The sequence below is a fragment of the Faecalibacillus intestinalis genome, assembly GCF_003024685.1.
Lineage (GTDB): Bacteria > Bacillota_I > Bacilli_A > Erysipelotrichales > Coprobacillaceae > Faecalibacillus > Faecalibacillus intestinalis.
This window is the reverse complement of sequence record NZ_PYLQ01000010.1, coordinates 13,724-29,395: the sequence shown is the minus strand read 5'-3', so window position 1 is coordinate 29,395 and position 15,672 is coordinate 13,724. Positions and strand designations below refer to the sequence as shown.

At 28.7% G+C, this 15,672-nt stretch carries 13 protein-coding genes; 12 read left to right on the top strand and 1 reads right to left on the bottom strand.

The genetic code is table 11. The features are described from left to right. The first annotated feature begins 16 nt into the window (after positions 1-16). From C7U54_RS08165 to C7U54_RS08155, 4 genes are all read left to right on the top strand, one after another. Positions 17-1,684 carry a recombinase family protein gene (locus C7U54_RS08165; protein ID WP_107029951.1) on the top strand — a complete coding sequence of 556 codons (1,668 nt, stop codon included), beginning with the start codon at positions 17-19 and terminating at the stop codon, positions 1,682-1,684. 81 nt (positions 1,685-1,765) lie between these two features. Continuing rightward, a complete protein-coding gene (locus C7U54_RS08160) occupies positions 1,766-2,965 on the top strand; it encodes a bacteriophage abortive infection AbiH family protein (RefSeq protein ID WP_107029950.1) in 1,200 nt (399 codons plus the stop codon). A gap of 415 nt (positions 2,966-3,380) precedes the next feature. After that, a complete protein-coding gene (locus C7U54_RS14585; protein WP_022000981.1) occupies positions 3,381-3,530 on the top strand; it encodes a hypothetical protein in 150 nt (49 codons plus the stop codon). 303 nt (positions 3,531-3,833) lie between these two features. Further along, positions 3,834-5,141 carry a hypothetical protein gene (locus C7U54_RS08155; protein ID WP_107029949.1) on the top strand — a complete coding sequence of 436 codons (1,308 nt, stop codon included), beginning with the start codon at positions 3,834-3,836 and terminating at the stop codon, positions 5,139-5,141. A 440-nt stretch (positions 5,142-5,581) separates the two neighbouring features. Here C7U54_RS08155 and C7U54_RS08150 read toward each other — a convergent pair whose 3' ends face one another. Next, positions 5,582-6,028 (bottom strand): helix-turn-helix domain-containing protein, encoded by a 447-nt coding sequence (locus C7U54_RS08150; protein ID WP_107029948.1) that lies wholly within the window; start codon positions 6,026-6,028, stop codon positions 5,582-5,584. Positions 6,029-6,158: 130 nt separating this feature from the next. Here C7U54_RS08150 and C7U54_RS08145 point away from each other — a divergent pair, with 130 nt between their 5' ends. From C7U54_RS08145 to C7U54_RS08110, 8 genes are all read left to right on the top strand, one after another. Continuing rightward, on the top strand, positions 6,159-6,902 hold the full coding sequence (locus C7U54_RS08145; RefSeq protein ID WP_162297502.1) for a MerR family transcriptional regulator: 744 nt from the start codon (positions 6,159-6,161) through the stop codon (positions 6,900-6,902). Positions 6,903-7,100: 198 nt separating this feature from the next. Beyond that, positions 7,101-7,946 (top strand): MurR/RpiR family transcriptional regulator, encoded by an 846-nt coding sequence (locus C7U54_RS08140; protein WP_107029946.1) that lies wholly within the window; start codon positions 7,101-7,103, stop codon positions 7,944-7,946. A gap of 114 nt (positions 7,947-8,060) precedes the next feature. Next, positions 8,061-8,960, top strand: coding sequence for an N-acetylmuramic acid 6-phosphate etherase (gene murQ / locus C7U54_RS08135; RefSeq protein WP_106988931.1), 900 nt, complete (start codon positions 8,061-8,063; stop codon positions 8,958-8,960). A 12-nt stretch (positions 8,961-8,972) separates the two neighbouring features. After that, the gene (locus C7U54_RS08130) at positions 8,973-9,305 is read left to right on the top strand and encodes a hypothetical protein (RefSeq protein WP_032089731.1); all 333 of its coding nucleotides are present in this window, start codon (positions 8,973-8,975) and stop codon (positions 9,303-9,305) included. A gap of 11 nt (positions 9,306-9,316) precedes the next feature. Continuing rightward, entirely contained in the window at positions 9,317-10,669 is a 1,353-nt protein-coding gene (locus tag C7U54_RS08125) for a PTS sugar transporter subunit IIC (protein WP_107029945.1), read from the top strand. A gap of 12 nt (positions 10,670-10,681) precedes the next feature. Next, positions 10,682-11,560: an N-acetylglucosamine kinase gene (locus C7U54_RS08120; RefSeq protein ID WP_107029944.1), complete on the top strand. Its 879-nt coding sequence runs from the start codon at positions 10,682-10,684 to the stop codon at positions 11,558-11,560. A 34-nt stretch (positions 11,561-11,594) separates the two neighbouring features. Beyond that, positions 11,595-13,058, top strand: coding sequence for a glycoside hydrolase family 1 protein (locus C7U54_RS08115; RefSeq protein WP_162297501.1), 1,464 nt, complete (start codon positions 11,595-11,597; stop codon positions 13,056-13,058). A 166-nt stretch (positions 13,059-13,224) separates the two neighbouring features. After that, positions 13,225-15,630 carry a glycoside hydrolase family 3 N-terminal domain-containing protein gene (locus tag C7U54_RS08110; RefSeq protein WP_107029943.1) on the top strand — a complete coding sequence of 802 codons (2,406 nt, stop codon included), beginning with the start codon at positions 13,225-13,227 and terminating at the stop codon, positions 15,628-15,630. The last annotated feature ends 42 nt before the right edge of the window (positions 15,631-15,672 follow it).

Below are 15,672 nucleotides of genomic sequence, written 5' to 3'. Positions count from 1 at the left end.
GAAAGGGGGTAAGATTGTGAACTATATTATCAGAGATGACAAAGAACATGAAACAACTGCACCGAAGGTTAAAGTGATTGCTCCAAGAAAGAAGTTCCAGCCATCATACAATGACAGGCAAAACAGGAAAATAAAAGTTGGAGCATACTGTAGGGTTTCAACAGATTCTGATGAACAGGAACTGAGTTATGAAACACAGTGTGAATATTATGAAAACTATATAGGTAATCATGAAAGCTGGGAACTTGTTGCCATTTATTCAGATGAAGGAATAACAGGTACATCAACCAATAAAAGATCAGATTTTATGCGTATGATTGATGATGCTCGAGCAGGAAAACTAGATATGATCATTACAAAAAGTATTACACGATTTGCAAGGAATACTGTTGATTCGCTGATGTATTTAAGAATCCTCAAGGAATACAATGTCGATGTCTACTTTGAAGTGGAGAATGTTCACAGTCTAGAAGCAAATGAGATGTTGCTGACGATCCTTTCAAGTGTTGCCCAACAAAGCAGTGAAGATAAAAGTGAAAGTATCAAGTGGGGATATCAAAGGCAGTTTGAAAAAGGAAAGGTTTATGCTGCCAATATGTATGGCTATAAGTCAAACAGAGGAACACTTGATATTATTGAAGAAGAAGCAGAAGTTGTTCGAGAGATCTTTTCTAAATATCTTTCAGGAATGAGCGAAAGCAAAATAGCAAGGTACCTGACGGAAAACAAAGTTCCCAAGAAGAACGGGAGTACAAAATGGGATTCAGGAACAATTGGCAGGATGCTGCAAAATGAAAAGTACAGTGGTGATGCTCTTTTAAAGAAGACATTCAGCATAGATTTTCTTCATAAGAAACGGTATAAAAATGAAGGTCAGAAGAAAATGTACTTTGTGGAAAACAGTCATCCTGCGATTGTGACCAAAGAAGTATTCAAAGCAGCTCAAGTAGAAAGAACAAAAAGGAATATGAAATCAAATGATGAAAAAGAAGTTGTGGAAAGTCACCATCAGAATCGCTATTCATCTAAAAATCCTTTAAGTAATAAAATCATCTGTTCAGAGTGTGGCGCCTTATATAGAAGGGCTGTCTGGACAAAAAGAAATAAGGAAAAAGAACCTGTATGGAGATGTTCAAACAGGTTGAAGAATGGAAATGCAATCTGTCCCAACAGTGTGACTTTAAAAGAAAAGCCATTACTGGATGCTTTAACATCATTGATCAATGGAAAAACAAAATCAAAAGAAAAAACACGACTTGAACTTGCTAAAGAATTATCGGAATATTTGAATCCAAAAGATATTATTGAAAAGAAACAAAAACTGAATTGTGAATTAGAAAATGTGAATTCACAAATAAATGAATTATTAGATAAAGGAATGTTACTTGTTGCCAGAGGCGTTCAAGACGAAAGTCAAATTGAGGAACACTTGGCACAATGTTATCAAACCAAACAAATGCTTAAAAAAGAACTGAAAAAGCTTGATGACAAATACAATGCATTAAAGCAAGGCAGACAGGAAAAACTATTAAAAACGTTAGAAAAAAATAGCAATGAACATACTGTTATGACACAAGAAGATCTTGCAGTTTTTATTGATAGAATTATTGTAAAAAAAGACAAGATTGAAATAGAAACAATAGATGATCAAAAATGTGAACTCCTATTAAATCAGATAAGTTAGAAATTTTTTTAGATGAATGCAAATGATTATTAAATATAGTAAAATATATTTAATAATTACTAAATAGATGGGAGGAACATTATGAATATAGACACAGGAGTTACAAGAATATTGTTGATTGGTAATGGGTTCGATTTAGCACATGGGTTACCAACATCATATAGTTATTTTCTTGATTTTTGTGATAAGGTATCAAGGATGTTTACATATCTAATGCATATAGATGACAAAGCATATGAGAAATCTGCTCTTAATACTTGGGATGTAGATGATTCTATAAAAGACAAGTTACTAGAGTGGTATAAAAAAAGAAATGATAATCCAGATAAATTAGCTATTGAAATATATGATAATATTAAAGAGAATATTTGGATACATTATTTTTTAAATATTAGATATACTCTTGGAAAAAACTGGATAGATTTTGAATCTGAAATTTCAAATGTAATACAAGCATTTGAATGCATAAGAAATAATATAGAAAGAAGAGAACGTATACAACAAGGTGAAGGGAGCAAAGTCATAAAATTAGAAGTTGTACAGAATTTTGTGAATATTTCAAAAAAACTTAAAAAGTTTAAAAAATCAAATCTAGATGATATGTATACAAATTTAGAAATTTTTGATGAATATATTGAAAAAATGACTCTGGATTTGGATAAGTTAATAAGGACATTGGAAATCTATATTTGTGAATTTATAAATAAAATAGAAGTGTTACAAAAAAATGATGATATCAAAGATATTAATCCAGATTATGTTTTGTCATTTAATTATTCTAATACATATGAAAGAATATATGATCAATCAAATAAAATTGAATATGATTATGTACATGGTAAAGCGGATATAAATAATAATGTAGATACTTGTAATTTGGTTCTTGGAATTGATGAGTATCTAGAAGGTCATGACAGAGATGAAAAGTTAGAATTTTTAGCATTTAAGAAATTCTATCAAAGAATTTATAAATCTACAGACAGTTTTTACATGGAATGGGTAGATAAGATAAGACGTAATTTATTTTCATCATATGAACTTTATATTTTTGGTCATTCATTAGATAAAACTGATAAAGATATTTTAAAATTATTAATATGTAATAATAATGTGAAAACTAAAATATACTATCATCGAAAAAATAAGGATGACAAAAAAGAGTTAAGTAAATTAATAAGAAATCTAGTACAAATTATGGGAGCTGATGAATTGATAGATAGAACGTGTGGAGCATATAAAACTATTGAATTTAAACCACAGACACTTCCTGAAGCAGATTAAAGTAATCAGTTATTTCTACTTGTTAAATTAAAGAAGTATGTGGGTTCTGAATTCTTGTTAGTATATTTTTAATATGATATACTAATCTTGTTTAAAAATTAAATATTCGATTTGATATATGCGGCAAAAGTGATTGTAAGAATTTTATATATGGTGCCAAGTTACTTTTTTGAAAGGCTAAAAATACATTTAATGACATCTGTATTGACTCCTAAATTCAAAATTAAGAGTTAAAATGGATATCATCGAAAAAACACAGATGGAATCAATATTTTTTAAGATATTTTAAAGAATCAAAAAATAGCGATTTACGTGGATGTCACCTATATAAAAGGGTGTCACTACCAAAAAATCGCTATTTTTTACTTCAAAGATGAGGTAAAATGGATGTCATTAAAAGAAAGCAGGAAACCAAATGAAATTTTATATTAACAATAAAGAATTAAGTGAAAAAGTATTTTGGAGAACACTAGAATCATTAGTAAGTCCAATGCAAAGAGTACATATCTTGGATGGGATGAAAGTGAAGATTGCCGATTATTTATGTTGGATTGAAATAGTGTAATGCTTTTAAAAGTGAATATGACAGATGAGATAGTAAATCAAGTGATTTACTATTTTTCTTTATTTATATGTCCATTTTCTATAATTGAAAAATCATAATTTACACAAAATATTTTACCCTATTAAATAGAAACAATAGATAATCAAAGGTGTGAATTTACTATGAGTAAATTAAAATAAATGTTATGATAATATAAACAAGTTTATTTAGTAAAATTTGTTGAAAAATGTAATATTTGATATTATTAAAATAATAAATAATATCAAATTATTTTAATTTAAAAATATGTAAAGGAGAAGAAATATGCTATTTGATGAAAGAGATTTAAGAGTTTTCGACAATCCAGATTCTCGACAATATTTTGAAGAAATTTTACAATGTTACTATAGTAAAAATTATAGAGCAACTATTGTTTTGTTATATTCATTTGTTATTTATGATTTGTTTATGAAATTACAAACTATGGCAAGTGAGGGGAATAATAAGGCTGAGGAAAAATTAGCAGAAATTAATGAATTAATTTTAAAAAATGAAAAATATTTAGAAGTCGAAAAGAAAATAATTGAATTCTTTAATAAAAATTGTAAGTTGTATTTTAATCGATTTACAGAGGACGTAAATTATTTAAGAGAGTGTAGACACAAATGTGCTCATTTGAAGGTCAATGATAATACATTATATGTTCCAGAGGATTATCAAGCTAGAATGTTGATATGTTCAATGTATGATAATATACTTTCTGTTAAAGCACCATTTATTATGGATTTATTTTCTATAGTAGAAGAAGTTGTTGAAATTTATTCACAAAGAATTGATGATATTTCTCAAAATAGTCTGGATGAAAGAATAAAAAATGAAATAACCAAAAACTATTTGGAACGTATGACATATGATTCACTAAAAATGTCGTATAAAACATTTTTAAAATTATTATTTATTACTACTGATAAAGATGCAGAAAGAAATGCTTATGGATTATTTGCATTTGTTTACGCTATGACAGATCATATAAGGAAAAATGGGTTTGAAAGATTATTTAAAGAAGAAGATGTTAGAAAAAAATTATTAAGTATTAGTATTGAAAATTTAGAAAACTCTTCTGAAAGAAAACAATCCTTAATAGAACTTATTTTAAATTTTCCAATTTTATTGGATATAATCAAAGAAGATGTGTCATTGTTTGAATATATCAGCAACGAAATTTTACTGAACCCAAATGGGATAAAATATTATAGACTATTTTATCCACGTTCTAATAAAACTCCATATGAATTTTTCAAAGATAACAGTATAGTTCAACAACCACTTTATTCAATGACATTATATGATGCTGTAAAAGAAAGTGTAGATTTCGATTTAGCAGAATTTTCTAAAATCTTAATAAATAAAGTACCACCTTATAATGGATTTAATGATGCTGATGGTTTCATGAACTTTTTTAAGAAACATTTACAAGATTTAGCTATAGAAGATATAGAATCGGTAATGAGTATATATATGAGTAGTAATCAATGCGTTTATCGTTCTAGACATTCAGAGGATTATCAAGAAGTCAGTAAGTATTTAGAAGAATATAAAGTTCATGATACTTCAGAGGACGAAAGTAACTAAATATAAAAAAGATAGCTAATTGTAGTAATAAATATATAGAACAAGAATATTGAAGAATTATGTGATTTTCGTATTCTTGTTTGTACTTTTTAAATATGTATACTAATCATGTTTAAAAATTAAATATTAGGATGTATTAATGAAAAAAGAAGTAATGGACATATACGGCTTAGAGATGTTGTTTGAAATATAGAACTGAAAAGAGTGTTGTGCTAAAATTGATTTTGGTTGTCTTATAAAAAATATAAAAAGGGTAGGGAATCAAAATGAAATTCTATATAAATAATAAAGAAATGAGCGAAAAAGTGTTTTGGAGAACATTAGAATCTTTAGTGACGCCTCTTCAAAGAGTTCATATTCTAGAAGGGATGAAGGTAAAGATCGCTGATTATTTATGTTGGATGGAAATTGTCAAATGAAAGAATGAAAAGGAATTTGCATTATTGTAAATTCCTTTTTCTATGTTCTTTTTGATACTTTTTAGGTGATAAAGTGTATGCCCCATTAAATGTTTGGATATAATGATTTACATTTTGAAAACCAACTTTTTCAGAAATTTCAGTAATATTGAAAGTAGAATCTAAAAGATAATCAATACTTTTTAATAAACGATAGTGAATTAAATAATCATAAGGAGACATTTTAACAATCATTTTAAAATAATGATAACATTGAGCTATGCTCATATTTCCACTTTCAGCAATATCTTGTAAAGAAATACTTTTATAATAATTTTGATGAATAAAGCTTAACATATTTTGTAGACGCTTTTGTTGTTTAAATAATGAAATGATTTGTTTGAATTGATCAATAATCAATTCATTAGCTATTATATAAGCATGTAAATCAGTATTATCTAAATCTTTAGGTTTTAAAGAAGTTGGCATGATTCCGGGAGGTTTTATGTTAAAAGATGGTAGTTATTCAAATATGTATATCTTATATTTGTCTTTATTATAAAAAGTACTTGACCATATCCTAAGGTTATACTGTTTAATAAGGGTAGAGGTGATGGATATGACAACACATGAAGTAGAAGAAATGTTATCAATAACAAAGAAAACACTGATTTATTATGAAAATGAAGGTTTGGTAAAACCAGCAAGAGATAGCAATAATTATCGAAATTATAATCAAGAGGATGTTTCAAGAATTAAATTTATTTTATTATTAAGAGAAATGGATGTCACGATTGAAGAAATCAAACAAATTATAAATGATAAGAAGTCGATTAGAGATGTTTTAGAAAATAAAAAAGATATGATTAAAAAACAACATCTTGATTTAGAAAATATAGATGAAAGAATTAATAATTATATTAAAAGAAGAAAAGTTAAAATAGCAGTTGATCACGTTTTAGATTATGGAACGATTTCTGATCGCTTATATTTTTATAAAGATTATCTTCAATATGGACAAACAAAAATAAACTATAGTGATGTAAAATATTTTAAATTATCTATGTCTAGTTCAATAGGTCTAATGAGAGTGTTAGTTGCTCATATGAATTATTATGTAGATTTAGATGTTGTTACACAACATGATACATATTCTTTTCAAATTATGAATAATGAAGTTGTTTATCAAATGATGGAAAGAATTAAAGATTATTCAATAGAAGATCCTCTTGGATTGGTTGATATTTATCTTAATAAACGAGACATGGTACAACTTAATCAATATATTAATAGACATTTTAGAAAATGGGCAAAAGAATATCATTTAGATAATCCAAGAGAGAGTATTCTAAAAAAAGAATAAAGACCAAAATGTTCTTAAATAAAAATTATTTAATTATAAATGATAGAATAATTATGCATATAAAATGTGTACTATCACTGGTGATGATTGTCCATATGTTTACCTTTCGTGATAGTTTGTGAAGCTAGGAAACTAGCTTCTTTTTAGGATAGAATTTATTGATGGTGATTGATATAATGAAAATAAGGAGATGATAGTGTGAATGGTTTTGTAAGAATTAGAGAATTTGAAGAAAGTTATACATCGACAGAAAAATTAATAGCGAAATATATTCTTGAACATGGTAATGAGATTTTAAATTATTCTGCACAAACATTGGGAGAGAAGACAAATACTTCTGCCGCAGCTATTATTAGGTTTTCTAAAAAAATAGGTTTTAAAGGTTTTAGTGATTTAAAAATGAATTTAGCACAATCTCATTCAAATGAGCAACATGATTTAGATGTAGATATTATTTTTAATGAAAATGATGATATGACATCTTTAGTAGATAAAGGATGTCGTTTAAATATGAATACGGTATTGAAAACATATCAATTGATTAATGTTAGTGATTTAGAAAATGCTATAAATCTTTTATGCAATGCATCAACTATTTATCTGTTTGGAGTAGGTGGCTCTTCAGTTATTGCTAATGATATTGAACAAAAATTAATCAGAATTGGGAAAAAGGTTATTTATAATAATGATTTACATATTCAAATGACATTTACGCAAAGTATGACAAAGGGTGATACGGCATTGATCATCAGTTATTCAGGAACAACGGCAGGATTGGTAGATATTTCTAAAATCTTAGTTGAAAAAAATATTCCGTATATTTCAATTACACAAATTAATCAAAATCTTATATCAAAAAATAGTACGGTTGCACTTAGAGTACCAAGCGAGGAAAAGGAGTTACGTATAGGAGCAGTTTCATCAAGAATTTCTTCTTTTGTAATTACTGATTTATTGTATTATGGTGTGTTTAAAAAGAACTTTGATAAAAATAAAGATAATTTGATTGATTCAAGAAATAATGTTTCAATTCTTAAAAAGTAGATTCATTTCAAGATGAATCTTTTATTTTAGGAATAATATTTTAAAATATATCAATTATTATTGAAATAATATTTCAATAATAATATAATGATATTGGAAGGAGGGGCCATATTAATGAAATTAAATCAGTTAGATACAGAAAAAGTAAACCAAAATTCATTACATATTGATGAAATGTCAACTATTGATATTTTAAAAACAATTAATAATGAAGATCAAAAAGTAGCATTTGCAGTACAAGACGTCATATTACAAATCGCTCAAGCGGTTGATTGTATCTATGAAAAAATGTGTTTAGGTGGAAGATTAATTTATGTAGGTGCTGGAACTTCTGGAAGGCTAGGAATACTAGATGCCTCTGAATGTCCACCAACTTATGGAGTTGAACCTACTCTTATCCAAGGAATTATTGCTGGAGGGATTAAAGCTGTTACTCAAGCAGTTGAAGGTGCAGAGGATTCGAAGCAATTAGCGCAAATTGATTTAGAAAAAATAAATTTAAATGACAAAGATGTTGTTTGTGGAATTGCTGCTTCAGGAAGAACACCTTATGTAATTGCAGGATTGCAATATGCGCGCAAAATTGGCTGTTCTACAATTTCATTGTGTTGTGTTCAAAATGGAGAGATTTCAAAGTACGCTAATTATCCTATTGAAGTTGTTGTAGGGCCAGAAGTTGTCACTGGCTCAACAAGAATGAAAGCTGGGACAGCACAAAAGATGGTTTTAAATATGATTTCAACTTCAGTGATGATTAAAAGAGGAAAAGTATTTGGAAACTTAATGGTTGATGTTCAACCAACAAATGAAAAATTAAAAATGAGAGCTGTTTCTATTGTTTGCCAATCTGTTGATTGTGATGAAGCAGAAGCAACAAGACTATTAAATAAAAGCAAGTTTAATGTTAAGATTGCTATTTTAATGGGTCTTACGGGTAAAGATGAAATAGAATGTCAAGAAGCTCTTGAAAAGAATAAAGGTAATATTAGCCTAACAGTTAGAAGTTTTTTATAGGAGGAATAAGCAATGAAAAGATATGTTGTAAAAAATGAAAAAAATAAAACATATAAAAATATGTTTGGGGTAACAGACTATGATATTCCAATGTTTGGATTTAAAAGTGCATTGTTGATTTTAGGTGCTACAATGTTATCTTTAATTGTTTGTGTAAATGGTTTTCATTATTTACATATTGATTTTCGCCTTCCTAATGCAATTATTAGTTCAATTGTATGCGGTTTATCTGTTGCTTATTCACAATTTTATATTGAAAGAAAAAAAGGAATGTGTAAAAGCTTTTGGATTGTTGCAGGTATATTTACAATCATGGCTTTTGTGATGATATTAATGATTAGATAGGAGGAGAAAATATGTTTGAAAAGTTCTCGAACATTATTGAAGGTAAATTTGCTGGTCCTTTGGAAAAACTTTCCAATCAAAGACATTTACGTGCTATTCGTGATGGGATCATTGCTACTTTACCAATTATTATTGTAAGTTCATTATTAATGGTTGTTGCATTTTCATATAATCAAATGCCTGAATCATGGGCTTTGGCGAAGTTTATCAAAGCTAATGCAGTAGCTATTTTATTACCATATAGAATGTCAATGTATATTATGACATTATATGCAGTTTTTGGAATTGGTTATTCACTTGCAAAATCTTATGATTTAGATGGATTAAGTGGAGCAATTATGGCAGAGTTAACATTCTTATTAACGATTGTTCCTGTCTCTATTCCAGATGTGACTGATTCAATTACTGCATTAGCAAGTAAAAATGCAGAATTAAATGCATTTTTACAACAACTTCCTTCAGGATATGTTATTCCTGCAGAAAACTTAGGATCAGCAGGTATGTTTATTGGAATTTTATCTGCATTTATTGGAGTTGAAATTTATAGATTTACACAAGTAAAAGGTATAAAAATTACGATGCCTGCTGCTGTTCCATCAGCAGTAGCAAGATCTTTTGAATCTTTAACACCAACAATTATTATTATTTTAGGAATGTCTACCATTACAATGTGGTTAGGTATTGATGTTCATAGTATTGTCGGAACACTTATTAAACCATTAGTAAATGCAACAGATACTTTACCATCAACATTAATTATTATTTTCTTAATTATGTTTTTCTGGTCATTCGGTATTCATGGAGATTCTATTGTTAGTTCTCTTGCAAGACCAATTTGGTTAATTTTATTAGACCAAAATACAGCTGCGGTAGCTGCTGGAAAAGTAGCAACACATATTGGTGTTGAACCATTTTTACAATGGTTTGTACATATTGGTGGATCAGGAGCAACACTTGGATTAGCTATCTTATTCTGTTTTAAAGCAAAATCTAAATATGGAAAAACTTTAGGAAGAACAACAATCTTACCATCTATTTTTAACATTAATGAACCAATGATTTTTGGGGCACCAATTGTTTTAAATCCGATGTTATTAATTCCTTTTATTGTTATTCCTTTAGTTCTAGCAACAATTGCTTGGGTTGCTACAGCAATGCATTTAGTTAATTGTGCTGTTACAATTGCTCCATGGACATTACCTGGACCAATTGGTGCTTATCTTGCATGTGGAGGAGATTGGAGAGCAGCAGTTTTGAATATTATTTTAATTGTAATCTCTGTTGTGTTATATTATCCATTCTTTAAAATGTATGATAAGGAATTATTAGAAGAAGAAAAAGCTAAAGAAGCTATTGAAGGATAAAAGGTGAAATTTATGTATATAGGTATTGATGGTGGTGGAACAAAGACAAAAATGGTTTCTTATGATGATGATGGAAATATATGTCAAGAAATAGTTTTACCAACTGTTCATATTCTAAGTCAAACACCAAAAAAATGTATTGAAATATTAAAAGCTGGAGTTGAACAATTAGATCCACAAAGTGTTTCAAAAATTGGTATTGGTTTAGCAGGATATGGACAAGATAAAAAAATAAGAAAAGAAATAGAGGATATTTGTTTAAAAGCATTTAAAAATAGACCATTTGTTTTAAAAAGTGATGTACAAATAGCAATAGAAGGTGCTCTTGATGGTCAAGATGGTATTGTTGTGATTGCTGGAACGGGTAGTATTGCGCTTTCTTTGAAGGAAGGTATGTTACAACGTTGTGGTGGTTGGGGCTATCAATTAGGTGATGAAGGAAGTGCTTATTGGATTGCTAAAAAGATGTTGAATGTTTTTTGTCAAGAAGTTGATGGTCGTTTAGAAAAGACGATTTTATATGATTTAATTAAAAGAGAATGTCATTTAGTAAATGATTATGACATTATTACTTTTATGAATAATTTAAATCATGATCGTACAAAAATAGCTGCTTTAGCTTATATCAATGGCTTAGCAGCAAAAGAAAAAGATCCTAATGCTTTAAAAATATATAAACAAGCTGCAGAAGAAATATATAAACTTATTAACTTGTTATCTAAAAATTTTAAATCTCCCATTAGCGTCTCTTATATAGGCGGCGTATTTCAACATGCAGGTTCCTTTATTATTCCTCATCTTCAAGATCAATTAGGAAATCGTTTTAATCTTATTCCACCTATTCATACACCAGAATATGGTGCCTATATACTTGCAAAGAAACTAAGGTGAGAAATCACCTTAGTTTTTAAAAGGAGGACATAAAATGGTATATATACAAAAGAAAAAAGATATTCTTTGGGGTGGAGCAACTGCTAGTAGTCAATATGAAGGGGGTTATGATTTAGATGGAAAAGGTTTAGATACACAAGATTGTAGACCTTATTTAAAGAGAACTTCTGATGCTACAACAGCAACACGCTTACTCACACAAGATGTTATAGATGAAGCAAAAAAATGTCAGGGTATTGGAAATTATCCTTTTAGAAAAGGCAGTGATGGATATCATCATATAGATGAAGATATTGCTTTATTAAAGGAATTAGGGATTGATATTTATAGATTTTCAATAAGTTGGGCAAGATTATATCCTCAAGGTGATGAGTTAGAACCAAATAAAAAAGGAATCGCGTTTTATGATCATATTTTTAAAGAAGTTCATAAGGCGGGTATGAAAATATTTTTAACAATGAATCATTATGCTGTACCACTATATTTAGTAGAAAATTATGGTGGTTGGACAAATAGAAAATTAGTTACTTTTTATGAAAGATTTGCGAGAACTGTTTTTGAGCATTGGGGACAATATATTGATTATTTCTTACCATTTAATGAAATAAATGCAGGTTATTTTAGTCCTTATAATGGCGTAGGTTTAGTTAAAGAAAAAGACAAATCCTATAATCAAAGTCTTGTTTTTCAATCACTTCATCATCAATTTATTGCAAGTGCACAAACAATTAAAATAGCAAGAGAATTATCTCCTAAAAGTCAATCAGGATGTATGGTCGCATGTTTTTGTTATTATCCTTTAACATCTTCACCAGAAGATAATTTAAAAGCCGTTAGAGATGAAGAAATACATCAATGGTTTGCAGTTGATATTTTAGCTAATGGTCATTATCCAAGTTATATGGATCGCTTTTTTAGAGAAAATGATATTCATTTAAAAATGGAAGAGGGCGATGAAGCATTGTTAAAAGAATATGCTTGTGATTTTGTTAGCTTTTCTTACTATTCAAGTTCAATTGCTACTGTTCAAGAAGATGGACAACAAACAGCAGGTAATTTAGTAGTTTCAACTAAAAATCCTTATTTAAAAGCAAGTGAATGGGGATGGCAAATTGACCCAATTGGTCTTAGAATTATGCTCAATAAAATGTATGATCGTACTCAAAAACCAATTTTTATTTCAGAAAACGGCTTAGGAGCAAGAGATCAATTAAATAGTGATTTTTCAATTCATGATCCTTATAGAATAGATTATTTAAAACAACATTTTAAACAAATAGAAGAAGCCATTGATGATGGTGTTGATGTTATTGGTTATATTATGTGGGGTGTTATTGATATTGTTTCAGCTGGAAGCTGTGAAATGGCAAAAAGATATGGAGTTATTTATGTAGATGGTGATAATTTAGGAAATGGTACATATAAACGTTATAAGAAGGATAGTTTTAAGTGGTATCATAATTATATTCAAGCTCAACATCAACAATTTAAGAAATGATTAATTTCATTTCTTTTTTCAAAACAATATTTTAAATTTTTTAATAAAAAAATGAAATTTTATGTATGAAAAGGCTTTCAAAATGATTTTGTTTTTGTTACAATACATATTGTACAACATGTCTAGACAATATTAAGTGCAAAATTGAGGAAGGAAATATAAAAATATGGGAAAAAGAATGAAGAAAGTTCTAGCATCTGCTATGTCCCTATCAATGGTTGCATCAATGGCCATGTCAGGGGTAAGTGCTACAACTTCAAGAGTTGATAGTTTGTTATCCAATATGTCATTAAGACAAAAGATAACACAAATGATGATGGTTGATTTTAGACAATGGAAAACAGCAGATGAAGAAGCAAAATCTGATTTTACTAAAATGAATTCAGAAGTACAAAAAATTGTAGAAGATTATGATTTTGGATCAGTTATTTTCTTTGCTAATAATATTAAAGAAACTGAACAAAGCTTCAATTTAACAATGGATTTACAAAAAGCAGCAACAAAAGATAATGGTATTCCATTATTGATTACAACTGATCAAGAAGGTGGAATTGTTTATCGTTTAGGATCAGGAACTGCTTTACCAGGTAATATGGCATTAGGAGCAACAGGTGACGTCAATAATGCTAAAATCGCTGGAGAAATTATTGGTAGTGAATTAAGTTCTTTAGGTATTAATACAACATTAGCACCAGTTGTTGATGTAAATAATAATGCTAATAATCCGGTTATTGGATTACGATCTTATGGTGAAGATGCTGAAATGGTTGGAAAAATGGCATCAGCTGAAATTGAAGGATTAGCTGAATATAATGTTATTGGATGTGCAAAACATTTCCCTGGTCATGGAGATACTGCAACAGACTCACATTATGGATTACCAATGGTTAATAAATCAAAAGAAGAATTATTGAATAATGAATTAAAACCATATCAAGTAGCAATTGATCAAGGTATTGAAATGATCATGTCAGCTCATATTCTTTACCCACAATTAGATGATACAACAGTTCATTCAGATAAAACTGGTAAAGAAGAAAAATTACCTTCAACATTATCTCATAAAATCTTAACTGATTTATTAAAAGGAGAAATGGGATTTAATGGTGTTGTAGTTACTGATGCAATGAACATGGCAGGTATTGCAGCAACTTATGATGAAGTACAAGCTGTTAAACTTGCTATTAATGCAGGGGTAGATTTAATTTGTATGCCAACAAATATTACTTGTTTAGAAGATATGTCTAAATTAGATGCCATTATCGATGGTGTAGAAAAAGCAGTAAATGATGGTGAAATTCAAGAATCTAGATTAGATGATGCAGTAACAAGAGTTTTAACATTAAAAGAAAATAAAGGAATTTTAGATTGGAAAGAATCTAACTATTCATTAGAAAAAGCATTAGCAACAGTAGGTTGTGATGAAAACAGAGCTAAAGAAAGAGAAATCGCTGCTAAAGCAGTAACAGTTGTTAAAAATGAAAATAATACATTACCATTAAATGTTACTAAAAAAAGTAAAGTATTATTAGTAGCAGCTGAAAATAACCAAAGATCATTAATGAAATATGGTGTAGAACGTGCTAAAAAAGCTGGATTAATTCCAGATGGAGCTGAAGTAAAAGTTACAAGATATATGGACCGTACACTTGCTTCAGATGCAACAGTTATTAATGCTGATGGTTCAACATATACATCAGCAATGACAGATTTACTAGATTGGTGTGATACACTTGTTGTTGTTTCAGATAATAGTGGATTAAATGTGAAAAAAGCGCATTATGAAAATAATTATACTGGAACACCTTATAACTTAGTAGATTACGTTGAAAAATCAGATTCTAATAAAACAACAGTAGTTATTTCTGCTAACAAACCTTATGATGTACAAATGTATCCAAATGCTGATGCAATTATGGCTGTTTATGGATCAAAAGGAGATCCAACAGAACAATTAATCGGTGGAGCAACAGGATCTACTTCAGCTTCTGGGCCAAATATTACAGCTGGTGTTGAAGTTGCATTCGGTGTCTTTGGATCATCAGGAAAATTACCAGTAAGTATTCCTAAATATGTTCTTTCAACAGCTGATAATGGAACTGAAACAGGTTCATTCTCTGATGAAATTTTATATGGTAATGGTTATGGAATAACATACGATGCTAAAACAATTAATAGAGATGAATTAGAAAATAAAGTAGCAGAATTAGAAAAACTTGAAAAAGGAAACTATACTGATGCATCATGGTCAGTATTTGAAATTGCATTAAATGATGCTAAAGAAGTATTAAGTAAAGTAAGTTCACAAGAAGATATTGATGAAGCATTAGCAACATTAAATAAAGCATATGAAGCATTAACAGAAAACAAAAAAGAAGAACCAACAAATCCATCTGATAAAAAAGATGAATCAACAAATAAAAAAGACGAAACAGTTAAAACAGAAACAAAGAAAAACACACAAAAATCAAAAGTAAAAACAGGAGATAATACAGCAATTACAGCATTTGCAGTAATGATGTTTATTTCAGGATGTGTATTTGTATTAGCAAGAAGAAAAAGAAATGATTAATTAAAATGTCCTCTTCGTTGAAATCAACGAGGAGGATTTTTT